We start from the raw sequence: 24,239 nt of genomic DNA, 5'->3' as shown, positions 1-24,239 counted from the left end.
CTGTTTGCCTTAAATTGTAACAGTTTGTAGAGACCGCCGCAATGAGTCGATCTCATTTCCAGCAATAGGTATGGCTAACATATTGAAAAGAGCCTTCTCCAATGAAGGAAAAAGGCTCTGTTGATTGTATAAGTCGTTAAGTATTCCTTGTTAACCCTTTATAATCGCTTGGCTCTCAGCCTTGCTCAATTAAGCCGTATTTCCCGTCGCTGCGCTTGTAAACCACATTCACTTCCTTATTATCCACGTTGGAAAATACGAAAAAGTTATGGCCGACCATGTTCATTTGGAGAATCGCTTCCTCCACGTCCATCGGCTTCAGCGTAAAGCGCTTCGTTCTTACGAGCTCCAATTCGTCCTCTTCATCTAATACACGTACAGCCGAGCCGTTCGCCTCTTCCTTAAAGATGGTTCTTACGCCATTGCTGTTGCGGAATTTGCGGTTCAGCTTCGTCTTATGCTTACGGATCTGACGCTCCAGTTTGTCCACTACTACGTCAATGGAAGCGTACATATCCTGGCTCTTATCCTCGGCTCTGAGAAGGACTCCTACGAGCGGAATCGTCACCTCTACAGCATGCTGACCTTTCGTTACGGACAATGTTACTGTTGTTTCGGAGGCAGGTGCTTCAAAATACTTTTCCAAGCGGCTTAGCTTCTTCTCGGCATAATCTCTTAGTGCGTCTGTCACTTGAAAGCGTTGACCTCGAATGATGTATTTCATGGGGCATTCCTCCTTTACATGTTCTTATTATAACATAGGTGAAGGCCCATGACAAAACAGATTTTAGTTTATTGTGAATTTTCTGAAAATTTTATCGAAATATAACGAATTTAATAGGAAAGGGTGTATGGTGGCAGAACCATTGAAAAATCGGACCCCTTCATGCATTGCTTGCATTGCACAGTTGAGGTTGCGATCGGTATGCGATAAGCAATATCGTCGCCCCTTCCCTGCTCACAAGAAAAAGCCCCGGTTGCCCGGGGCTTCGAAGTTAGACAGTTATAAACGAACCATCTATCGTTGGCTAATTAGCCGGATGATTACAGTTTAACTACGTTAGCTGCTTGTGGACCGCGAGCGCCTTCTACGATGTCGAATTCGACCGATTGGCCTTCTTCGAGTGTTTTGAAGCCTTCGGATTGAATTGCGGAGAAGTGAACAAATACGTCGCCGCCTTGCTCAGTCTCGATAAATCCATAACCCTTCTCTGCGTTAAACCATTTAACTTTACCTTGCATACATAAACAGTCCCTTCATCTTCAAATACTGTGAGGCGTCTTATAGGTATGGCCCACAAATCGAATATAACATCTCCGTCACTATATTGTCAATATTTCCTTGTAAGCGAATTCATTCAGGTTCTGTCTGGCATTATTATTTATTTTGCAGGTGTACCTAAACATAAATCTGCGGTTTAAATTCAACGCTTATATGCAGCCGCCCAAGGAAGGTCGTATTTCTGCAATATGGCTTCAGATAACAACATTCCAACGCTTTACCAACACAGCTTCTATTAAGAAAACGATTGGGGTAATGAATTTTCATGTAATAGAACTTCGCATATTTTAAAATCCATTACTGTATCAATATCTATCGATCGCTCTTTAGGCATAATACAGCCTGACGTTTCTCCCGCTACAAAAGATTCAAACTTCTTTAAATGAGCTGCAGATGATACATACACGGCTCCGTTAAGTACGTAAATTTTAGGCAATTCTTGCCTCGTTAGCGGCTTTGTCTCACCCATGACGGGCTCAAGAATTTTCCCTTCATTCAGTTGAAACATCCAATATGGACTTTTTTCTTGTTCGGTTACGGTAACAGCTGAGGCAGCCCCGTCATTCACAAAGCATTCGATACATCTATCTATATCTTCATAGGTTCTTAAAGGAGATGTAGGCTGTAATAGAACAATATACTCGTATTCCGGCAAGTGTTCTATTGCATGCAAAATCGGCGCCATCCCAGGGGTATCATCTTGAGCCAAATGATCCGGCCTCTTAAATGGTACATCGCCGCCGTATTTTAAAGCGGTTTGGATAATAGCTTCATCATCAGAAGATACGATCGTCCTATCCAAATAAATCGACTTAGCAGCTTCCTCAATCGTCCATGCAATTAAAGGCTTATCTCCAAGCATCCGAATATTTTTGCCGGGCACGCCCTTTGATCCGCCTCTTGCAGGAATGATCCCCAAAACTTTCTTGTCATTGATCATCTGACCATAATTCCTTCTTCATACTCTATATTTGCCCGCTCAAAATCATCTGCTCTGCCAATGTCGATCCAATACTCCCGTATAGGGAATGCCGAGGTAGCGGCTTTGCTTTGAAGTAGTTTCTCGAACAGGGTTGGCATATCATAAAATGTATTAGAGGGGATATGCTGCAAAGCATCCGGAGATATTACATAAATTCCCCCGCTTATAAAAAAGCGCTGTAAAGGCTTCTCTTCGATACTCTCCAAACGAAAATTATCAACTTTCACTACACCATAAGGCACCTGAAATTCATATTCCCTGACACACATCGTAGCGCTAGCCTTCGTTTCAGCATGGAAATCGATAAGCTGTTGAAAATTAATTTTTGTCAGTAAATCTCCATTCATTACAATGATAGGTTTATCCGGAACGAAGGGCAGCAGACTTAAAGCTCCTGCAGTGCCAAGGCGTTTAGTCTCCTGAACATAAACAATTTCAACACCCCATTTTGAGCCGTCTCCAAAATAATCAATGATCATCTCAGCCTTATAATTAACCGAAATAATAAATCGATAAAACCCATTCGAAATAAAGTTTTCTAAAATGACTTCCAGTATGGGTTTACTTCCCACTTTCAATAATGGCTTTGGACAATCTCTGGTTAATTCTCCAAGTCTAGTACCCAAACCTCCAGCCATTAACACTACCCAATTATCACAACGTTCGGATGTAATAATTTCATCAAGCAAATCCAATCGAACTACTCTGCCATGTTGATCAATTACCGGAATATGTTTTAAATGACAATGTTTCATCTTAGAAAATATAATATCTCGACTATCGTCCACATAGGAAACGGTTGGGTCAGATTTCATAATCAAGCTAACCTCTCGGTTCAAGTCTATGCCGCGTAATATCCCTCTGCGAATATCCCCATCCGTTAACGTTCCTATTAGTCTCTGTTCATTATCAACAACTAATGCGATCTGTACAGATCCTTTATCAATAATTTTTAGAGCCTCTAGTATAGATGTAACCGGGGAGATAAGCAGTTTTTCGATGTTTTTCATATATAGACACTCCTTAAAACCAAGATCCTTTACTATCTATATCGGCTGGAGTATGCAATTAAATAAGAAATACCGCATATTATGCGGCATTTCAACTGTATTATAATTTTGAATAAGCTTTAGCGGGAACACCGTAGGCTGTTAATTCATAACCTTTGATCTCTTTGCCCTGACGCAGCAATAATTTTTGCATACTTTGGCATGCCAGCCCCCTCCGATGACAATATACACCGGCTTCATACAATAAGATCATCCGGTAAGTAGTCTCGATCAGATATTTTGCCTAACAATTCCCAGAACGCTGACGGAGCCAAGCCATTGCCCGGACGTTTAATTGTAAGGTTAGCTTCTGTCAATAACTCGCCTTTTTTTATTTCCACAGCGGCCACTACGCTTTTTCGGGCAGCTTTAGCATTACCTAGCTCCGAGGATACCGGAATTTTCACTGCTATTCCTAATGCCTGTTCTACATTGCGGATTTGTCTAATCATCGCAGTTAATTCCTCTGGTTCCATGGAAGCTTTATGATCTGGCCCTTCCATTGATTGATCCAATGTAAAATGCTTCTCAATCACAGCAGCCCCTAGTGTAACTGCTGCAACCGGGATCTCTGTTCCAAGGGTGTGATCGGAATAACCGGTTTTCAATCCGAAGGCTTGTTTTAATGTAAGCATCTTGTTGAGATGGACGTCAGTATAAGCGGTTGGATAATCAGTTGTACAGTGTAAAAGGGTTACTTTACGCTTCAGAACTGCTTGTCCTTCATCAGAAAAGTATGCGTGCCGAAAGCTGTTAGCTGAAGGAATATCATCTGCAACCGTGTAAGCATAGGCCAATGCCCCTAGCGCTTCTTCAATATCTCCGAGTGTACAAATACCAGTCGATAGAATGATATCCGCACCGCTTTTTCCAGCTTCGTAGAGTAGAGGAAGATTCGTAATATCTCCTGATGAGATCTTCAAAGTTTGCATGTTGTACGTATACGTTAACAAACGTAAACTGCTCGTATCGAAGGGTGTAGACAGAAATGTGATACCTGCTCGTTCGCATTCCAAAATAATCTGGGAATGATCTTCCTCAGACAATTCTAATTTACGGATCATATCAAGCTGCGATTCGTTCCGACCCGTCGTTTCCTTTTGATAGTCCGCTTTAGCTGCATGTTTACTGACCAACTTCTCAGCTTGAAAGGTTTGAAATTTTATCGCATCAGCCCCTGCCGCTGCGGCCTCTCGAACCATCTTCTTTGCCAGTTCCAATGAACCGTTATGATTAACTCCTGCTTCGGCAATAATATAGGTTCTCATCATATCCCCCATTACAGCTGTATATCGTAAAAAGATTTCAACAAAATGCCGTCCAGGCTCGTATTCTTCAATATTTGTTTTATTTGGATCGCGGTATTCCCGTCTCCATATAAATTCTGGGATGGATAAACGTTCGATGCCAGAAAATCCTGATTAAGCGCCATTTCTATAGCTTTTACAATATCACTTTCGTTTTCTGAAGAAGAGATAATACTGCTTCCCTTAATACGTCCCTTTTGCCTGTTGCCAATATCTACGGTTGGCTTTTTGAACATAGGCACTTCAAATATACCGCTAGAAGAGTTGCCGATCACAACATCTACAAACTGCATCGCGCTTAAATACCGTAGTTTGCCAAGTGACTGGAAGGCTGCAGCATTACCTGGCCGACTCTTTACATACTCATGAATCATGGCGGACATGATTCGTCCATCCGCATCGGAATTAGGCATCGTGAACAATATCTTAGCTTCGGGAAAGGTGTGCAGTGCCAACAGCAACTGCTGCATTAATTGCTCTGAGCTTTGTCCTTGTAGAGTGGCTGGATGGTAGGTGACCAAAAAATTGACTTCACCAAGCCGGAAATCAATCGATTCTTCAAACTGTTCTCTCGTTAAATATTGAAGCTCTCTAATGTTATCCAAACCGATTGCACCGACATGAAACACTTTATCCGGTTGCTCTCCCAACTGAATTACCCGATTTCGATATTGTTCCGTAGCTACAAAATGGAGATGCGACATTTTTGTAATTGAATGTCTGATTGCCTCATCCACTGCACCTTCCGTACGTTCCCCGCCGTGCAAATGTGCAATTGGAATATTTGCAATCATGGCGGCTTGTGCAGCTACCATAATCTCATAGCGATCACCCAAAACAACGACAATATCTGGCTGCAAACGATATAAGGCATCAGCAAATCCAATTAAGCCTAAGCCCATCGACTTTGTTATTCCAACGTGCGAATCGCTAGAAAGCAGCATCTCTACTCTTTCATCAATTTGAAACCCGTCGGCCTCTATTTCAGAATAAGTTAAACCAAACTCCGGTGACAGATGCATACCCGTTACGACTAATTGCAAGGTTAATTCAGGGTCTTCCTTAATAGCCTTCAAAAGCGGATACAGTAAGCCGTATTCGGCACGAGAACCAGAAATAATACATATTTTTCGCAATGTGCGCTTACCGTCCCTTCGTTATTCATCAAACAATCGTGAACCGCTTGGTATGTTAATGATGCGGAATTCCAATTGCTCCGTAACTGTCAGTTCCATCCGCGGGCTCTGGCTGAACATTGACAATCGATGCATAGGTGTCCAGATCGGACGTGTCATAATACCTGCATCGTTAGTAATCTCAAGCATCCGATTTAACAAACCCTCATCCGGTTCATCAAGCAGTAATGCATTGAGCCAGTAGTTACTCGTTACATGTTCTTGTTCTTCAAACCATTGTATGCCATTTATATGTGAAAAAGCTTCTTTATAACGCATGGAGAGTCGTCTTTTCCTGTTCAAAAAGCTCGGCAGCTGCTCTAATTGAGCGCAACCTAGTGCAGCATTCAAGTTAGGCATCCGATAATTATAGGCTGTTTGATCATGCTGATACGACCAACGGTGAGGAAGTTTTGCCGTAGTCGTTAAATGCTTCGCCATTCTAGCTGTCGCTTCATCAGCTGCCAGTATGGCTCCCCCTCCTCCGGTAGTAATCACTTTATTGCCATTAAAGCTTATCGCTCCTAACTTGCCGAACGTACCTGTATGGCGGCCTCTATAGAAGGATCCAAGAGATTCAGCAGCATCCTCAATCATTTCTAAATGATACTTCTCGCACACTCTCATAAGCTTGTCCAATTCAACAGGATGCCCGAAAGTATGCATAGGTATGACTGCCATTAATCTTCGCCCAGTCTGCCTGTTGTAAGCATAGCCGTCTGTGCCGAACTGAACAATATCGTTCAAATATTGTTCAAGTTTATCCGGGTCTACCCCCAGCGTATCATTAGAGACGTCAATCAGATGGGGAATAGCTCCGCAGTATGCGACTGCATTCGCCGTCGCGATAAAAGTCAGCGAAGGCATTAACACTTCATCATTCGGCTTCACGCCCGCAAGCAATAAGCAGATATGGAGTGCAGCAGTGCCATTCATCACAGCGATGGCATGAGGCGAGCCTGTATATTCGGCTAAATTGCGTTCAAATTGATCCACATATTGCCCTACGGATGATACCCATCCGGTTTCTAAGCAATCTTTCACATAAGACCACTCGTTTCCTTCAAATAACGGTTCGTGCAAAGCTGTAAAATCAGTCGGATTGGACAGCACTTGTTGTATCGCTGCTAGTAATTGGCCGGGTAGTTGTTCCCCTATCATAGTCGCAAGGCCTCCATTATTTATTATATTGGTCTGCCTTATATTTCGATAAATGGTCTGCAGCAGTAAACCAATTGATAGTCTGCTCAAGTCCTTGTCTAAAACCTGAAAGTCCTGCAAACTGTGGTTTCCAGTTCAATAAACGATCTGCCTTGGCATTGTCTGCCCATAGTCTCTCTACTTCACTTTTCTCCGGACGATTGCGAGTCTCGTCACTTATAATTTCGATGGCTACATTCATAATGTCGCCAATAAGTTTTGCCGTATCGCCGATAGAAATCTCATAGTTGCTTCCGATGTTGATTTCCTGACCAATGCTATTGTCGCTCTCCAGCATAGCAATGAATCCGCGAACAGTATCATTAACATAGTTGAAATCTCTAGTCGGACTCGTCTTTCCTAGTTTAATCTGCGTGTTTCCTGATGCAATTTGTGTAATAATTGTTGGAATAACTGCCCTTGCCGATTGACGCGGCCCGTAAGTATTGAAGGGTCTGATGATGCCAACTGGCAACTGAAAAGACCGATAGAAGGATAAAGCAAGCTGATCCGCACCAATTTTCGTTGCCGAATAGGGAGATTGACCTTGAAGCGGATGCTCCTCTGTAATTGGCACAAACTGCGCAGTCCCATACACCTCGCTCGTTGAAGTATGTACGAGTTTGGAGACGTTCAGCTCACGTGCAGCCTGAAGTACGTTCAGTGTACCTTTAATATTAGTATCGACATAAGTTTCAGGCGAATGGTAGGAATAAGGGATGGCAATTAGTGCTGCCAAATGAAGAACGGCATCACACCCCTTCATTGCCTCCTTTACACCATACGGATCACGGATATCCCCTGCAAAAACTTCAAACTTACCGCGAACTTCCTCTGCACACTCATCCAGCCATCCCCAGCTGTTGTTTGAATTGTACATCGTAAACGCGCGAACCTCATAGCCTTGACGAATGAGTTCTTCCGTTAGATGAGAGCCTATGAATCCATCCGCTCCTGTTACTAATACTTTTTGATAGCGAGTCATAATAATCTCCTTTAATTTTGAGGATTAAGTTTTTGCAATGTCTTATCCATTCTTGCCCTTGATTCTGCAATAACATTAGACAGATCATTTGAAAGGTTAAGCATCGCCGCTATTAGCGGCATCATGCAATCCAAATAAAAATCAACTTGTTGCTGCAGCGTTGTTGATAATATCAGCCGGGATAAGCTGGCTTCAAATATTTTCATTTCACCTCTGTTAGCTTTCAAAAACAGACCTTTAAAAGGGCTGCTGTTCGTAATCACTTCCCAGTCCTGGTCAATGGAATGAATCACCTTCATGCATTCCTGCTCGTTCGTCTTGCTTAATCTGGAAAGGGAATTAATTTGATCTTTTACTTTTTTCAGCCCCCGCTGACAATTCCTCATTTGTTCAGGCAATTCTATAAGTTCATTGTTCAATGCGGTTATGCGTTTCTCTTCATGCCGTTTCAATGCTTTCATTTCATTAATTAAAACATGACTGGAGACTTCCCGATTCTGCAGGCGCAACACTACACTCTCCATTGATTCCCAAACCGTATGTTTGATTACAGCCCCCATCGCAGTCGTATTAATAAACCGAGTACTGGTATATGTAGAGATCAGATTTTCAATATCCTCAAGCGTTTGCCTGAGTCCGCTATGCGTGCGATTTACGGTTCCTTTAACATTTTCCACCAATAGATTTGCGGAGTCCACTTCTGCTTTCACTTGTTCCTCTGTAACGTGCTTGGCTCCCTGCGCATACAGTTTGTAATTGTAATAAGATAGGTCTTGACCTGCAAATACAATTTCTTCGCATCCCATATAAATGGCTGTCTGAATTGCGGTGCCGGTAACCGAATGTGTTGTAGAAAATATAGGATCATCATTTGTTAAACTCATAAAATGGTTAGCCGTAATATCACTTTTCAAAAACAAATGAGCCGAGAGTTCTCCCCTATCATCTGCAATTGAATAGTTTAGCATTGGGGAGAACACAAATGGGATATGTCTAATATCAAGATGCTGGAAGGCTCTATAATTCGCCTCTGACCCGTCAATCGAAACAATCAAATGAGGCTCTATCCCATAGTGCAGCAAGGATTGCGTAGTTGTTCCCGCAGCTATAATAATGGCATGTTTTTTTAATTGCCTTAATTGCTCAATATCGGATTCCAGCGATGGACCAGCCCCTACAATGACAGCAGTCATCCCGCTTAGCCTATTTTTTAGTCCAGCTATAGAAGGCGTAGCAATGATGTTCGAAAAATTGTACATGATATTTTTTGCCCAATTGAACCCGTTCAGCTTATAGTTATAAATGAAATTGGCATCCTTCGTTATAGACGATCTTACCTTCCCAGCAAACTGGTCGATTTCTACTTTGCGTGATTTCAAATAAAAGGGTAATGCTACAATTTCCGCTTCACCATAACTAAATCTATGAAAAGAATCCATTAACTCATCTACTGCTGATTTAGAGTGGCCTACAATAAAATGAATGACAGATAAACGGCTAAATAAACGTTGCAGATTCACGCAACCCATCATCATTAATAGGGCATTTATATCCGGTTCATAAATAAATAAGACATGATTGGGATAGATTTGTGCATAACGTTCCACCTCATAGCCTAAACCTAGTCCGTAGAAAATAATTTTTGATTTTTTATCCACATGCTCTCTTAACGTATCCGCCCAATAAGCTGCTTCATTCTCCGGGTTAAATTGACTATTTAAATAAACGGGTTCCGCCTGTTCGTTTAATAAGTAGGCAATCGGACTGCCGTTATTTGCATAAGATAATTGATATACAGTACCCTTTGTTTCTTCTTTGATTTGATTATAAATATTTGGATATTTCTTCTCTAAAAACTTCATGTTTGTTTGAAACCTTTGCCTATTTACATCATTTGAATCGCCAAGAGCCAAAGCAAGTCTCCTGAAAACGGGAATTAGTTCATAACGAATAATGTCACCCGCACTGCCATGGTCATCAATATCCATATATTGATTCATAGATCCGAAATGCTTCGCAATGGATTGCAAACTTTGTGCAATACAATCCTTCAAAGGATCAAAATTATTGCTCTCCTTGTGCCGCTCTTGCATCTCACTTAGAGTTCGATACAAATCGTCAATTCCTTCTACCACATCCGCAAATTGCAACCATCCTTGTTCATCTAGCGGTTCGAATAGCAACTTGGATACTTCCAAGCTCGCATCGGCCAATTGAGGCATAAATTTCCGTATTGCTTCTATAGTATCATCACATATGTACTGTGTTTCCATATTTGTGTCCTCCCTGTTTCACTATTTATTATATCGGAAAAACAGCCGCTTAAAATAATAAAACCGTCAAGGACTCTTGACGGTAATGCGATTAGTTTGCCTACTTTGCTCTTGATTCCACCCTTTGTTTGGCTTCTTCAACAATTTCCATGATACTCGGGCAATATTCCAGCATTTTATGTACAAGCGGCTGCATCAATTCACGGATTAATTTCGATTTATTGATAAGGTTTAATTCATTGGCAAGTTCGGGTAAATCACGCTCAAAAGCGCTCAAATCATTGCGCATAATCATTAAATACAGGGAGTTAAATACTGTGCTGTCTACTACAACTCTCCAGTCCTTGTCAATTGAAAGAAAGGCTTGATAGGCCTTCTGCGGATGAGTAATACTTAAGCCCTGAACCTTCTCTATACTTTGATCGATGCGGCGCAATAATTGCTCGCACTCCTTCAGTTCTTCTGGTAATTGATAAACCGTTGCACGAATGGAACGGATTCTCCGTTCGTCGTAACCTTCCAAATCCCGAATCTGTTTAATTAGAAAATCATCAGGAATAGCTATGTTGTTACTTAAACGAGCAACCACTTTGTCCATCGGTTCCCATACCGTATGCTTAATTTTTGCCCCGTTTTCTGAAGTATTGACATAAGGAATTTGAGGATTTTTCCCCAATAATTCTTCAATGTCCGCTAATGTGGTTTTCAATGAGTTGTTCGTTCGGTTCAAACCGCCTTTGACGTTCTCAACGGTCAGTACGGCGCTTTTAATCGTCAAATCCTTTATTTCATCGGATACATGGCGAGCCCCGGAGGCATAAATTTGGTCGAGCGGGTACGAAAGATCTTGTCCCGTAAAAACAATCTCTGTGCAGCCCATATAAATTGCTGCTTGAATTGCAGTTCCAGTGACTGATTGATTAGTAGTAAATATAGGATCCTTCTCTGTCAGAGCCATTATTCCCTTAGTAATTACATCCGAAGTAAAGTGAACATGAAATAGATTTTCTTCTCTTTCATCCATAATCTTATACTTAACCATCGGAGTAAATAAAAACGGAATATGATTAATACTTAAATCTTTAAAGGCATTATAGTTGGCCTCGCTCCCATCCATCGAAACAATCAGATGAGGAACAACTCCAAAATGAAGGAGTGATTGAATTGTTGTTCCTGCCGCGATTATTACTGCATGTTTTTTAAGCTCCCTTACATATTCAATATCTATCTCCAATGACGGTCCTGCTCCTACAATAACGGCAGTCATACCCTCAAGCTTATTTTTCATACCTGAAATAGATGGTGTGGCGAGCGTAACCGCCAAATTGTTCATACTGTTTGTTGCCCACTCCAAACCGTATTTATTATACATTCTTAAAGAGCTGTAATAGTTCACAATTGCATATTGGGCATCATTTGAAAAAGTTTCTTTATCCAATGACTTCAGCTTATCATAGACAGAAATCGCTATAATTTCCGGATCCCCTTTCATATACTTCAAAAAACGGAAAAACATTCTGTCTCTCAATGATTTGTTTTCTCCAACGACAAAATCTGTCACATTGCAGCTTTCAAATAAAGTTTTCAAATCAATTGCACTCATGCCGGCGAGCAAAATTTGTTCATCTGGTTCATAGATAGATAATTGATGATTCGGATAGGCTTGTGCATACTGCTGCAAGTGATAGCCGAGACCTAAGCCATAAATCATAATATTCAACTTGCTCTCCACTTTACTCGCAAGTCTATCTGCCCACCACTGAGCTTCATTCATAGGATCATATTGGCTATATAAGAGTACATCATGCCCCTCTTCATGAAGAAGGAGATTAGGAAAACCATGCTTAGAATAAATCACACGGTAATGCTGTTGATCGACAGTAACAGCTTCTAGGTGTGTATGAACCTTAGGATAAAACTGTTTTAAAAAACTCATATTCGCCTCATACTGTTGCTCCCGAATTATTGATGAGGGTCCTAAACAATTAGATAGTTGTTGGAATACAGACTGAAGCTCGTATTTTAAATGATCGCTGGCACCAACGTAATTTTTTGCATCCACACATTGATTCATGGATTGAAAATATTCACTTATTGAATTTATTGCATTCTCAATGGTTAAACCTGTATGAATGTCCATATATTCCTTAGTTTCATCACAAATGCTTGTTAAGGTGCGATAAAGATCGTCAATCCCTTCTACAACCTCACCTAATTCACTCCATAACTCATTCGTTATTGGACCATAGAACATTCTCTCTAATTTGCTGCAGGCTTGAATCAACTGTGGCAAAAACACTCTTATCGCTTCCACAGTATCCTTCAATTGTTCCTCTTGCTGATTCATTATTCATCCCCCTGCCTTTTTCATAAACAAAGAAACCGTCGAATAATTTCAACGGCGTCAGTTTAAACTACTTATTCTTTTTGATCCACGAAGACACCTTCAAAATTGTAGGGGTTTTCGTATTTCTTTTTATGCATTCTAGTTTTGGCAATTGTCTGGATCTCTTGCGATGCTTGATCTTTAAATTCTACCATCTTTGCAACAATGATCTCATCAAACTCGCCAATTTGATGCAATAGCTGCTTTTCATCCGCAGAGATAGACCGGTTCCCTATTTCATTAAGAACCTCTTCCCTTAAATCAGTAAGTTGAACAGCATCCTCATAAGAAATTCGCTCTATTTGTTCTATAAAATATAAGGTCGCAGTATGTAGAGCTTCAATACTCATGCTAAAGATCCCACTTCAGATTGAAATTGTCCAGTCCCTTTGATTACTTGCTTCCATGCATCTCTCAACTGGAGCAAATGCTCAAGCACTTCATTTGCTGGTACAGCATTTTTCTTCATATTTGACTCAATGAGTAAATGCAGCATATATTCATAGATCTGAAGCAAGTTATTTGATATTTCATACTCATGATTAAGAGATGCAATTAATTCATTCACGATAGCTTGAGACTTTTTGAAATTTTTATTAGCCATTTCGTAATCACGAATACGTATACCTTCAATTCCAGCCTTAGTGAAGCGGATAGCACCTTCATACAACATGATTATTAGTTGTCCAGGTGTTGCCGTCTGAACGGATGATTGCTGATATTTTTGATATGGCGAGTTTAACAAGTCGTTTCACTCCTTTTAGCTAGTAAAGCTCATGATTGCCGAAGACTGTGAATTAAATTTATTGATTGCTGTTTCCATTGCAGAAAACTGCTTATAGTACTGCTTCTCCATTGCATTCAGCCGGTCGAGCATAGATTTTTCACGATCTTTCATTGATTTAATTTGCTCACTTAACAATGAATTGTTAAGAAAAGTGGCTGTAGCATCCGTACTTGTCAGAGATGTCCCCGCCTTGGTAGAAAGTATATTTAAAGCTGTTAACGAGGATGCGCTCATTTTTGCAAACACACCGGATGTTGTACTGCCTGGACTTGTATCGCTGCTTCTGGATGAGAATACTTTTACTACGGCGTCCGGATTAATCTCAAGGGCGTTCTTCAGCTTATCTTCATCTAGCACTAACTTCCCTTTTTCGGTGTAGCTGCCTGTAGTTATACCAATAGATAAAGGATTGCCACTGCTGTCTTTAATTCCGCTAACTAAAGAGGTAGCTGCGATCCGCAGATCCGATATAAATTGACTTAAAGTACCGTCATTACGGAGTGATCCATTCCTTGCCTTAGTTTCCCATAGCTTAATCTCGTCATCAGTCATTGCCTTTTTCTCTTCACTAGTTAAAGGCTTATAATTGCGATCTGCTACTTCTGACAATTCCGAGTTTATAGCCCCTATTAAACTGTTATACTCCGTTACAAATGACTTAATCGTATCTACAATTTTTTGCGTGTCTTGTACAGCGCTAATCGTTGTCCCGTTTGTTGTAACTGAGGCAGACTTTACAGTAAAATCAAATCCATTGAGCGAGAAACGGTTGCTAGCCTGTTCGTAATTAATTCCATTAATGGATATTTTGGCATTTAAACCCACTGATCCGCCTGTAGGAGTTTTTGCAGTAAAAACAGCATCTCCAAGAACTAGCTTTCCCGCACCTGTTTGGGTAGCAGCAATAGAGAACTGCCCGCTAGCCTCATCATAAATCGAAGTTGCTTTAAGCGTGCTTGATTTCTCATTAATGGCCTTTGATAGATCAGTCAGATTGGCGGTTTTAGCGACCGATACCGTTTGCGAGTTAATGGTTACGAGGACATTATCTGCATTATCCGGATCTTCTGTTGTAAAACCTAAATCGGTCATATTTTTAACTTTATCAGCTGCGGAGAACGTATACACTTTACTGTCACTTGCCGCTACTTGCTCCACCTTAACTGTAAGTGTTCCAGCCGCAGTCGAACTCGTCGAATTGATAGTCAATGCAGCCGTATCTCCGCTAACCGCTGAAGTTTTGGCATTAATCGCCGACGATAAATTAAACGAACTTAATTTATTATTTCTAAAATCAACGATTTTGGTGCTAAGGGAACGATAATCTTCCTGTTTCCATTCCACCTTAGTACGTTGCTTGACCATATTGTCATAAGTCGTCCGCTTAGCTTTCATGAGCTCTTTAACCATGCTGTCGATATCTAACCCCGAAGCAAGTCCCGTCATTCTCACCTTGCACGACCTCCTTTATATCTTCTCGTCAATCATTAGTCCGTTAAGTTCCATCAGTTTAGCCGCCATGTCCAGTAGCTTTTCTTCCGGAATTTCACGGATTAGTTTTCCCGTTTCCTTGTTCATTACTTTATAAACGACATGATTCGTTTCCTCATGAATGCTTCGCTCAATTGTTGTCTCAGGTTTATGAATAGCTTTCAGAATTCGATCCACATTGCGGATTGCTTGTTCTTTATCATAAACTGGGGCATTTATTGCATTATTAACTGTATTATCGGGATTTGCTGTAATCGAATCATTTGTTCCATTTTGTTCTTTTACCGGTCCGCTGTTTATAATTTTATCTGAAGGATATCCCGCCGAGTTGTTAACAGATGAAATATTCATCTTGACGCTCCCCGCCTCGTTCTAAAATGTACCTACCTCTATTTATTATCGGAATATATGATGTATTTTGTTAGTCTTCTTCATTTTGTTAATAAAAAAAGAGGCCTTTGGTAAACCAAAGGCCTCTTCTTCTAAAAGCGGTGGTACTATTGAAGCAGCGACAGGACGCCTTGCGGCTGCGAGTTCGCTTGACCCAGCATAGCTTGGGAAGCTTGAAGAAGAATGTTGTTCTTCGTCAGGTTCACCATTTCTTTAGCCATGTCTGTATCACGGATACGGGACTCAGAAGCAGTCAAGTTCTCAACAACTGTACCCAAGTTGTTGGAAGTGTACTCCAGACGGTTTTGAACAGCACCCAGTTTCGCGCGTTCAGTCGAAACGCTAGTAATAGCATTCTCGATAGCCGAAAGCCCATCAGAAGCACCCAGGCCAGTAAAGTTGGTAGTAGTGATACTGCCAACGCTAATTTGTTGAGCCGAATCATCGGATTGAATATCAGCACCGGAAGTAATTGCAATTCCGTTGAACTTAGTATCCTTCATGATGTTCGTAATTTGCGAGCCAAGCTCGTTAAGCTCCAAATCAATGTTGGACTTATCAGAGTCGCTGTAAGTACCGTTCAATTTTTGAACGTTAAGCTCTTTCATACGAGTCAGCATGGAGCTAACTTCGTTCATTGCGCCCTCAGCTGTTTGTACGAACGAAACCCCGTCTTGAACGTTCTTTTGAGCTTGCTCAAGACCACGGATTTGACCGCGCATTTTTTCGGATACTGCAAGGCCTGCAGCATCGTCAGCAGCACGGTTAATACGAAGACCCGAAGACAATTTTTCCATGTTTTTGCCCGCAGAAGCATTGTTCAAAGTCATGTTGCGGTGCGTGTTCAAAGCTGTAATGTTGTGGTTAATACGCATTGATATTTCCTCCCTGAATGGTTATTTAGTCCCACATCCTTGTGGTAAGCTAATTTCGGTTGCCCTCCACTCGCTCTAAAGAGTTTATCGGCAGATTTCTCCATTTCTTTTATAGCAGATTCAATTTTTTTTAATTTTTTCGAATTGATTTTTCAAATCTGCCACAGTGATTGTCGATTGCTGCGCATTTTGATTCATTTTCTCAACCGAAACGTACAGTTCCTTACGAATAATACCGATCTCGCCAGGGGCTTTGATTCCAATCTTAATGCTGTCTCCTACTATTTCCAGTATACTTATCTCAATATCATCACCTATTAATACCGATTCTCCACGTTTTCTAGTTAAAACAAGCATTTTATTCGCCCCCTGCAGCCAAAGCCGCTGCAAATAACGGCTGATGAATAGAATACGATGCATCGGATAATATAAATTGCATGCCAGTGCGATCCTGCATGTTAATAATAACTGGAGCAGCCAAATTAATCGTTGCTGTTACCAAGTCACCTTTTACGTTAACAATATTAAATACTTGAATGTTCTTACTATCCTCTAAATTCATTTCTACTTGCAGCTGCTCGGGCAACTCGAACTCATAATTAGGAAAAAAAGCGAATGGCTCCGCAATAATAAAAGCTAAAGCTGCATCCTCTAGCGATTGCAAGTAGTCAAACGGACTTTCCTCAACTTTAACCAGCATATACTTCGTATATTGCTTGAAACCCGGTATCCCGCCGGCAAATACAATTACTTCCTCATCCGAACAATCCACTTCACCAAATCGAGTCGTTTGTACAATCATCTCTTCACGCTCCAAGTATATGTATGATGATTTAAACTTTTCTTTTTTTGTAAAACAAGAAGCTACAGCATCGTTACCGATTCCATAGCTCCCGCTTCATCAATGATTCTATTATTCCATTCGCTAGTTCAAGAAATCAACTAGCGATCTACTAATTACCTTTGCTCCTACAGATAAGGAGGCCTCGTAAATAGTTTGGGCCGTCTTTGAATTAATGAGTACATGTTCCAAGTCGGCATCCTCTACCTTCGATTGAAGATCAGTTAAGCTGAGCTCGAAATCAGACAAGCGTCCCTGTAATAATTCAATTCGATTCACCTTTGCCCCGATTTGCGCCCGTGCATTCAACATACGAGCACTACTGCTCTCAATGTTCGGCAATTCAGCTGAAATCGCTCCATAATCGGCAGGGGCTGTTAATGCTGTCATAATTCGGTCGATAACAGAAAAAACATTATCATTGTTTGTACCTGCAGGCATATCTGCATTACCAAATACTTGATTGCCGGTAAGATTAATATCTACGGTTACATTAGCATTCAGCGCATAATGTACGGAACCGGTATCCGTTGCCGTCTCTCGAACAGGTATCGTCCCGTCATCATATGGAGCTTGATCAAATCTTTCTCCGTTAAATATATATTTGCCGTTCATTTTGCTGTTCCCGATATCGATTAGCTGTGTCTTTAGTTGGCTAATTTCACTTTTAATCGCATCTAACGCTTCCTGGGGATTAGTCCCGTTGGCGGCATTGGTCGTCAACTCTTTCAAGCGTTGCATAACATCGCCAGCCTGATTAATTACTGTATCCGTAAAATCAAGCCAGGAAAGCGCCTGATCGGCATTTTTTTGATATTGTATGTTGGCCGACAGCTCTGCACGATACCGCAGCGAATATGTAATACCTACCGGATCATCGGAAGGCTTGTTAAGCTTCATACCCGTTGATGACACATTTTGCAAGTCCGACATGACCTTCAGGTTTTTATTAATATTCCGGTTCAACTGCAAATGCATCATGCCTTGCGTAACTCTCAAGGACATCTGGAACAACCCCCCATTAATAGCTATTGAAAAGCGTTATTATCTGCCAACCGTTCCGGTTCCGTTAATCAATTTATCCAGCAGTTCATCAAATGTGGTCATAAAACGGGCCGCCGCGCTGTACCCATACTGATATTTGATTAAATCAGACATTTCCTCGTCTAGTGATACGCCGCTGACTGACTGGCGATTGCCTTCTACCTGCTCTAATTGGGCTTGTGTGTTCGTATAGAGCCTTGATGCCTCTTGGCTTTTCACACCGAGAGTGCCGACAGTAGCGCTATAAAAATCATTAACCGTAGCATTGGTAACGCTGCCGCCGCTTGCCGACTCATCGAAAGTAAAGTTGACCTCTTTGAGTTCTGCCATAATCAATGCCAATCCATTATTACCTTTAATCGGAGTTACAACCCCGCCACCATCAATTGTACCACGAAGAGACGTCGCTATTTTGTTCGAATCACTGTCTATTGTCGGATTTAATTGAATGCTAGCCGCAGTTATCCCATTTGCTCCACTCTTGAACGTAAAGAAATCTTCCCCTACAGAGCCATCTAACGCATAGCCTAGCTTGTGCAAGCCGTTGATGCCCTTTACTGTTACAATTTGATCCGCCGTTGTCTCCGTAGTTGTACCTGGCAACAATGAGCCTTTAGGAATTGTGATTTGGAATTCACCATTGGCAAGCGTATTCGCCAGCGTATCTAGACTTTTAGAAAGCCCTGCTACATTTACATCACGGGAGACGATCATTCCGTGAACCTCGCCGCCAGTCAATGCTCCGGTTGCAAACGCTGTTTCCAAAGCTCCTGAGGTTAATGGTGTGATGTCTCCGCCGTCTACAAGGTTGACATTCCCCATTGTGATGGAATAACCTGTTGCCCCTTCAACCACGTTAATATTCACGATTTTGGACAATTTGTCCGTCATCAAATCCCGCTGGTCACGTAAATCATTCGCATTGTCCCCGATGGACTCGATCTTTCTGATTTCATCATTCAATGAGGAAATCGTCTGCAGAAGCGAATTCGCCTCTGCCGCTTTATTCTCAATATTCGTTGTCAAATCAGTACTCATTTGGGACAACTGCCGACTCAACTCATTAAATGAATCCGCCAGTGCTTTAGAGGTTTCTCTCAAAATTTCGCGTCCAGTTACGTTCTCGGGATTTTTACTCAGATCGGACCATGCATTCCAGAAGTTTTCGAGAACGGTTCTAATCCCAGTATCAGACGGCTCATTCACAATCTGTTCTAGTTTGCTAAGTGTATCTGCTTGAATAGACAAGCTCCCTACACCTTTATTTTGCTCACGGTATTGCGTATCCAGAAAAGAATTGCGAATTCGTGTAATGGAGGTGTATTCCACCCCTGTACCGAGCTGGCCTGGTGCTGTGGAGCGCTGCAAGCCATAGGCTTCAATTGGTCTCGCCGCAATCATGTTAACTTTTTGTCTTGAAAATCCTTCTGTGTTTGCATTGGCGATATTATGCCCTACGGTATTAAGAGCTGCTTGCTGTGTGAACAAGCTCCGCTTAGCGGTCTCCAATGAATGGAACGTCGATCTCATCGTAAATCCTCCTTCTTATCCTCGGGAATCGAACAATCCGTTGCGCTTGTAATTCCCAAGCTGATTCATCGGATGCTGGTAGACGACATCCTCGCTTGGATCCTCCACCATCAAATCAATGGAAAAGTCGATAAACGCAATCGATTGCTGAACTAGCTGCTGATTCAACTCGTTCACTTGCTTTAACTCCTTAAGAATCTCTGTTAGCTGTCCATGCAGCTGCATAAGCTTTTGCTTGGTTTCCAATTCACTAACCGATTTTATGACCTCTGACAGCAAGGACACACGGTAACGGAAGCCGATATCTTTGAAATAACGCAGTGTAATCAAGTTGCGGTTGCGTTCCAATTCCTCAGCCTGAGCGACTAAAAGCTTCTCCTTTTGGGTAACCACGTTAAGCTGAAGAAAATCATTACTCATGATCAATGGTTTCTTGGAACTCTCGATCTCCAACAGGTTGCCATACAAGGCAAGCTGCGCCTGAAGGACATCAATAATCGGCTGTACGGACATAATCAGCTGCATCCTTCCTTATTTACCGGGATCGCTTTTAAAATAAGCCATTAGTTTTTCGGCTATTTTACCTGCTTCAACATGATACGTACCGGACGAAACCTCTTGTTTTAATTGTTCGATCTGCTTTGATCGCTCCGTACTTTGTGCCTGACTGGAAGAAAGCATTTCCTTCGCTTCCGCCGAAATTTGAACATTGTCCTTCTGACGCTTCTGGCTCGTGCTTGCCGCACGGGATTCATTTTGCTTCAAGTAATTGTTTAAAGCGCCAATACGCTGGGGCTCATTTATTTTCAAATTCTCCACCTCATCTTTTCAGTGCATCAAAAAAGCCGATAACTCTTTACAAGTATTATCGGCTTGAATGAAATGAAATTTTATAGAACATCTGTAGAATGCCATTATTTACTGGTTTTACTGGTCTTTTATCCGATAAGCATTGTGCGCGCTCGTCGGTTTTTCATCATCCGGTTTGCTGGCAAATGTCGATTTCATCTTGTTTGCATCCTTCTGCAAACGCCCCCGGCAACTATCGCAAATATGATTCTCACGAATAAGCGTCCCGCAAACTTCGCAAGGGTAGGACATATTCGGCGCATTCACAAGCGAAATTCTGCCCTCACGCACAAATTTCGTAATTTGCCGGATGGACACTCCTGTTGCGTCGGACAGCTCCGTAATAATAGCACCTTTGTTTTCCCTCAAGTAAGTCGTGCAAATCTCGTATTCTTTATCAATATCTTTCATGCATGCCGGGCATACATCACGGAAGTTTTTAGCGAAAAGTTTGCCGCAGCGAGGACAATTGTCTAAATTCATCATAAACATCCCCCAATTTCATCTATGAACGATTAATTATCCTCTATTCTAGCGGATTGCGCCGATGATTTCACTATTAATCTTGCAAGTGCCATTGCCGATTAAGAGCGGGCCCAGGTTAAGGCATAAATATCAAGAGGGAGGGGTGATTGAAGATGAAGCGCTTCAGAGCAGGACTGGATGGTGCTGCCGGTCGTATAGATGTCGTCAATGAGAAGGATTTGCCTTTTCTGACGGCGCTGACTGGTCTCAGAGATGTAACCGGATTCAAGAGAAGCGGTTCGTTTCCCAGCAGACGGCTTTGCGGCTAGTTGAGACAAATGGGCAAGTCCCTCCGGCAAAGCCCGAAAAAGACGCTGCGTGTTTCGCATCCTCTCAGAACGGGATTGAAAGCTTTGTTTCTCGGTATGCCGATCACGGTATAGCAGATTGATAAGGGGGATTTGGAATTGACGGGATATTCGCTCCGCAAACCGCTCGGCTTGATTAAAGCCCCGCTCCTCCGCCCGTTCGGAACTAACCGGCACGTACGTGATAGCATCCCAGTGGACTTCGCTCACTGATACTGCTCCGCCTTTTGGCGGATTGTTAAGAGCTGGATTTCGAAGGGCAATTCGGGCCGCGGCGAGTTTTGTCACGGCCCGGTAAGCCGGAACCATCATTTCTGTTAAAAGCGGCTCCATCTGCTCATTTCCTCGATACTTGTATTGAGCCAGCCACTCTCTCATTTCGCTCGTATATTGAACAGCGCTTCGATTGGCAACAAAATAAGCATTCGTTCGTCTTGCGCAATCTCCGCAAACGACTCCTCGCCCACAAATCCAGCACTTCGGACGAAGCAGCCAGGGGATATTGTACAGACAGCTATGGCAGACGGAGCTGATGAATGATTTTGGCAGCTCGGACGGCAATCCGGCTCGTGAGGTTGAATTCCCTCCCCCCCGAATCGTCTGTCCGCAAAAAGTACATGACACGGGGCTCGGCCCCAGCCATTGAATGGAACGGTCAATACCCGAATAGGAGCGTTGCAAAAATTGAATGAGCCACTTCATAGCAATAACACTACCTCCTTATTGTTCTAAGTAGCCGTTAGAGCGCGCGATTCGATTCATTTTCTGGATATGTCTGACCGCTGCAACTTGTGATCGCGTCCGCTCCTTACCTCCAAAATAGACGAATCCGTTCGGATCGTCAGCCGAACGTCCTGCCCGGCCTGCCATCTGAACGAGTGAAGCCTCGTCGAACAATCTGCCATCCGCATCCAAGATATACACATCGCTGCGGGGAATCGTTACGCCCCGCTCTAAGATTGTTGTCGTGACGAGCACGCGCAGCTCTTTATTTCGAAAACGTATAATTTTGTCCGCCCGCTGCGGGTCTTTGGAGGATGTTCCTTCGATAGCCGGTTGCTTTAAAATGCTGCGCAGCAGTGCCGCCATTGGCTCCGTCTGCTCAATGCGCTGGACAAAAACAAAAAGCTGTGCGCCCCGGTTCAACGATTTCAGCATGGCTGTTTGAAGAGCCGCTGGTATCCGTTTCATCGCAAGCATCTGCTTGACCGTTGGTGTTCGAAGCAGGCTAGGAACAGGCAGCGGCTGACGATGATAACGCGCCGGCACCCGGGCATGGGGCAAGCGTCCCTTTCTCGCTTGCCTTTGAAGCTCCCTCGGCGGCGTGGCCGAAAGAAACATCCTTGCCGCAACCGGAGAGCAACAGCGCTCCGCGGCATAGTGCAGTACGGGATCATTGACGTAAGGAAAAGCATCCAATTCATCGATAATGACGAGATTAAAGCTCTGATGAAACCGCATCAGCTGATGGGTAGTAGCCAGCGTAATCCCTCCCCGCTCCCAGCGTTGCTCGCTGCCGCCGTACAACGTTACCACTTTAGCCTCGGGGAAAGCCTTTCGAATACGAGGATCCAATTCCAGCACGACATCTCTCCGGGGGGTAGCAATCAGCACTTGTCCGCCAAGCCGCGTTACAGAATCAACAAGCGGAAAAATCATTTCCGTTTTACCCGCTCCTGTAACCGCCCATAGGAGAAAGCTTGGCGGCGATTCGCCTTGGCGCGTACCTGCTGAAGCAGAATGAAGGGTCAATTCGACGAAGCGAAGCGCTGTTTTTGTGGCGGCCGCTTGGGCTGGGCTAAGCCCCCACCGTGCGAACGCCGCTTCAGTTGGTGGCGGCGCAGGAGCAGCGCCGCCAAGGAGCGAGGGCATGCCGAGGATAAGCAGCTCGCATTCGCGGCTGCGTCCCATTCCGAGGCATGCCGAGCAGTAGGCGCACATGCGCCCGCACGATGCGCAGCGCGTGCGGTGCATGTGCGCTTCACCGCTGCCGCAGCGCAGGCAGCGGGCCCCGCCCTTGCGGCGCTGGCGAAGCCGCCCGCCGCCCCCGGCGGCGACAGCGCCGCTAAGGCGCAGCCAGCCATGCAGCTGCGCCAACTGCAGAGCGCCGCCAATATCGGCGGCGCCTTCCAACAGGGCGTGCGCTTCGCCGCGAAGCAGCGCACGGCCCTGCAAGGCACTGGCGGCCCGCTTCGCGGCGGCCGACAGCTCTCTCCACTGCGCGCCGCTGCTGTCCGCGCGCTGTGTCCCATTCCCGCTTCTCCCCACATCAGCTCGCGTCCATCGCTCCATCCGTGCGCGCAGGCTTTCGCCTTCTTGCTGCTGCGCTCCCGGATGATCGCCATGCGTCTCGCGCTTCGCTTGCTCAACACAAGCCGCAAGCCGCGTCATCACCACGGCCTCTTCCCTGCTATGCCCGTCTGCTCCCTTCATCCCCGATTCCCTACAACGCCCATTCACTCCCTCCATCACTCCTGTCCTACTACGTCCGTTCGCTTCCTCCATCGCCCCTGTCCTACTACGTCCGTTCGCTTCCTCCATCCCCGATTCCCTACAACGCACATTTTCGCCCTCCAACGCTCCTGTCCTACAACGCCCATTCGCTCCCTCCATCCCAGCTTTCCCTTGTCCATCCCAATCCTCTCCCAACTTTTGCTCTTGCTTACTCGCCTCTCTCCTCCCTTCTATCCATCTCCCTTGTTCTCCAAAGTTCACCCTTCTCCCCGTCCCAATTATTTTTTGCACCACCGGTATCCTCCCCAATGCTTCTAACAACGCACCGCGTCCTCTGTTCTCGCCCTTACCCTCCTCATAATCCCACAATTCCTTGCAGCGCCAAGCATCCCCAAGCGGCAGGAGCTCCTTCCACAATAAAATCAGTTCTGCTGAGTGGCCTTCTTCCCGTAGGCGCATTGCATCATTTTTATACTCTCCTTCATTCCTTCCTTGTCTTTCATGTC

Annotated in this window: 24 protein-coding genes; all 24 read right to left on the bottom strand. The window is 43.6% G+C overall.

Annotated features, from left to right (window positions below; all coding sequences use genetic code 11):
* Positions 1-175: 175 nt before the first annotated feature.
* A complete protein-coding gene (hpf, locus tag IEX98_RS23990; RefSeq protein WP_042170005.1) occupies positions 176-724 on the bottom strand; it encodes a ribosome hibernation-promoting factor, HPF/YfiA family in 549 nt (182 codons plus the stop codon).
* A 320-nt stretch (positions 725-1,044) separates the two neighbouring features.
* Positions 1,045-1,242, bottom strand: a complete 198-nt coding sequence (locus tag IEX98_RS23985) for a cold-shock protein (protein WP_028599014.1) — start codon at positions 1,240-1,242, stop codon at positions 1,045-1,047.
* Between the two features lie 275 nt (positions 1,243-1,517).
* Entirely contained in the window at positions 1,518-2,222 is a 705-nt protein-coding gene (locus tag IEX98_RS23980; RefSeq protein ID WP_188892227.1) for an acylneuraminate cytidylyltransferase family protein, read from the bottom strand.
* A complete protein-coding gene (locus IEX98_RS23975) occupies positions 2,219-3,274 on the bottom strand; it encodes a nucleotidyltransferase family protein (protein WP_188892226.1) in 1,056 nt (351 codons plus the stop codon). Before IEX98_RS23975 ends, IEX98_RS23980 begins: the two co-directional genes overlap by 4 nt.
* Positions 3,275-3,510: 236 nt before the next feature.
* Positions 3,511-4,584 carry an N-acetylneuraminate synthase gene (gene neuB / locus IEX98_RS23970; protein WP_188892225.1) on the bottom strand — a complete coding sequence of 358 codons (1,074 nt, stop codon included), beginning with the start codon at positions 4,582-4,584 and terminating at the stop codon, positions 3,511-3,513.
* 8 nt (positions 4,585-4,592) lie between these two features.
* Positions 4,593-5,756 (bottom strand): UDP-N-acetylglucosamine 2-epimerase, encoded by a 1,164-nt coding sequence (gene neuC, locus IEX98_RS23965; RefSeq protein ID WP_188892224.1) that lies wholly within the window; start codon positions 5,754-5,756, stop codon positions 4,593-4,595.
* Between the two features lie 21 nt (positions 5,757-5,777).
* On the bottom strand, positions 5,778-6,956 hold the full coding sequence (locus IEX98_RS23960) for a LegC family aminotransferase (protein ID WP_188892223.1): 1,179 nt from the start codon (positions 6,954-6,956) through the stop codon (positions 5,778-5,780).
* Between the two features lie 16 nt (positions 6,957-6,972).
* On the bottom strand, positions 6,973-7,980 hold the full coding sequence (locus IEX98_RS23955) for an NAD-dependent 4,6-dehydratase LegB (protein ID WP_188892222.1): 1,008 nt from the start codon (positions 7,978-7,980) through the stop codon (positions 6,973-6,975).
* An 11-nt stretch (positions 7,981-7,991) separates the two neighbouring features.
* On the bottom strand, positions 7,992-10,253 hold the full coding sequence (locus tag IEX98_RS23950) for a motility associated factor glycosyltransferase family protein (RefSeq protein ID WP_188892221.1): 2,262 nt from the start codon (positions 10,251-10,253) through the stop codon (positions 7,992-7,994).
* 100 nt (positions 10,254-10,353) lie between these two features.
* A complete protein-coding gene (locus tag IEX98_RS23945) occupies positions 10,354-12,600 on the bottom strand; it encodes a motility associated factor glycosyltransferase family protein (protein ID WP_188892220.1) in 2,247 nt (748 codons plus the stop codon).
* A gap of 71 nt (positions 12,601-12,671) precedes the next feature.
* A complete protein-coding gene (locus tag IEX98_RS23940) occupies positions 12,672-12,989 on the bottom strand; it encodes a hypothetical protein (protein ID WP_188892219.1) in 318 nt (105 codons plus the stop codon).
* Entirely contained in the window at positions 12,986-13,384 is a 399-nt protein-coding gene (gene fliS, locus IEX98_RS23935) for a flagellar export chaperone FliS (protein WP_188892218.1), read from the bottom strand. Before fliS ends, IEX98_RS23940 begins: the two co-directional genes overlap by 4 nt.
* A gap of 15 nt (positions 13,385-13,399) precedes the next feature.
* Positions 13,400-14,872 carry a flagellar filament capping protein FliD gene (gene fliD / locus IEX98_RS23930; RefSeq protein ID WP_229692366.1) on the bottom strand — a complete coding sequence of 491 codons (1,473 nt, stop codon included), beginning with the start codon at positions 14,870-14,872 and terminating at the stop codon, positions 13,400-13,402.
* 21 nt (positions 14,873-14,893) lie between these two features.
* Complete coding sequence (locus IEX98_RS23925; RefSeq protein WP_188892216.1) at positions 14,894-15,268, bottom strand: flagellar protein FlaG; 375 nt, start codon at positions 15,266-15,268, stop codon at positions 14,894-14,896.
* 146 nt (positions 15,269-15,414) lie between these two features.
* Positions 15,415-16,182, bottom strand: a complete 768-nt coding sequence (locus IEX98_RS23920; protein ID WP_188892215.1) for a flagellin N-terminal helical domain-containing protein — start codon at positions 16,180-16,182, stop codon at positions 15,415-15,417.
* 120 nt (positions 16,183-16,302) lie between these two features.
* Positions 16,303-16,539: a carbon storage regulator CsrA gene (gene csrA / locus IEX98_RS23915; RefSeq protein WP_188892214.1), complete on the bottom strand. Its 237-nt coding sequence runs from the start codon at positions 16,537-16,539 to the stop codon at positions 16,303-16,305.
* Position 16,540: 1 nt separating this feature from the next.
* Positions 16,541-16,984: a flagellar assembly protein FliW gene (gene fliW / locus IEX98_RS23910; RefSeq protein ID WP_188892213.1), complete on the bottom strand. Its 444-nt coding sequence runs from the start codon at positions 16,982-16,984 to the stop codon at positions 16,541-16,543.
* A gap of 123 nt (positions 16,985-17,107) precedes the next feature.
* A complete protein-coding gene (flgL, locus tag IEX98_RS23905) occupies positions 17,108-18,028 on the bottom strand; it encodes a flagellar hook-associated protein FlgL (protein ID WP_188892212.1) in 921 nt (306 codons plus the stop codon).
* Between the two features lie 39 nt (positions 18,029-18,067).
* Complete coding sequence (flgK, locus tag IEX98_RS23900) at positions 18,068-19,597, bottom strand: flagellar hook-associated protein FlgK (protein ID WP_188892211.1); 1,530 nt, start codon at positions 19,595-19,597, stop codon at positions 18,068-18,070.
* A gap of 15 nt (positions 19,598-19,612) precedes the next feature.
* On the bottom strand, positions 19,613-20,110 hold the full coding sequence (locus IEX98_RS23895) for a flagellar protein FlgN (protein ID WP_188892210.1): 498 nt from the start codon (positions 20,108-20,110) through the stop codon (positions 19,613-19,615).
* An 18-nt stretch (positions 20,111-20,128) separates the two neighbouring features.
* A complete protein-coding gene (flgM, locus tag IEX98_RS23890; protein ID WP_188892209.1) occupies positions 20,129-20,407 on the bottom strand; it encodes a flagellar biosynthesis anti-sigma factor FlgM in 279 nt (92 codons plus the stop codon).
* A 117-nt stretch (positions 20,408-20,524) separates the two neighbouring features.
* Positions 20,525-20,929: a TIGR03826 family flagellar region protein gene (locus IEX98_RS23885; RefSeq protein ID WP_188892266.1), complete on the bottom strand. Its 405-nt coding sequence runs from the start codon at positions 20,927-20,929 to the stop codon at positions 20,525-20,527.
* Between the two features lie 101 nt (positions 20,930-21,030).
* Positions 21,031-21,981, bottom strand: a complete 951-nt coding sequence (locus tag IEX98_RS23880) for a ComF family protein (protein ID WP_188892208.1) — start codon at positions 21,979-21,981, stop codon at positions 21,031-21,033.
* Positions 21,982-21,999: 18 nt separating this feature from the next.
* On the bottom strand, positions 22,000-24,239 hold a 2,240-nt coding region (locus IEX98_RS23875; RefSeq protein WP_308421823.1), incomplete at its 5' end, for a DEAD/DEAH box helicase.

The organism is Paenibacillus radicis (ex Gao et al. 2016), from assembly GCF_014641555.1.
GTDB classification, from domain to species: Bacteria; Bacillota; Bacilli; order Paenibacillales; family Paenibacillaceae; genus Pristimantibacillus; species Pristimantibacillus radicis.
Note: the sequence above shows the minus strand (reverse complement) of the source record. Positions and strands in the feature narration are given on the sequence as shown.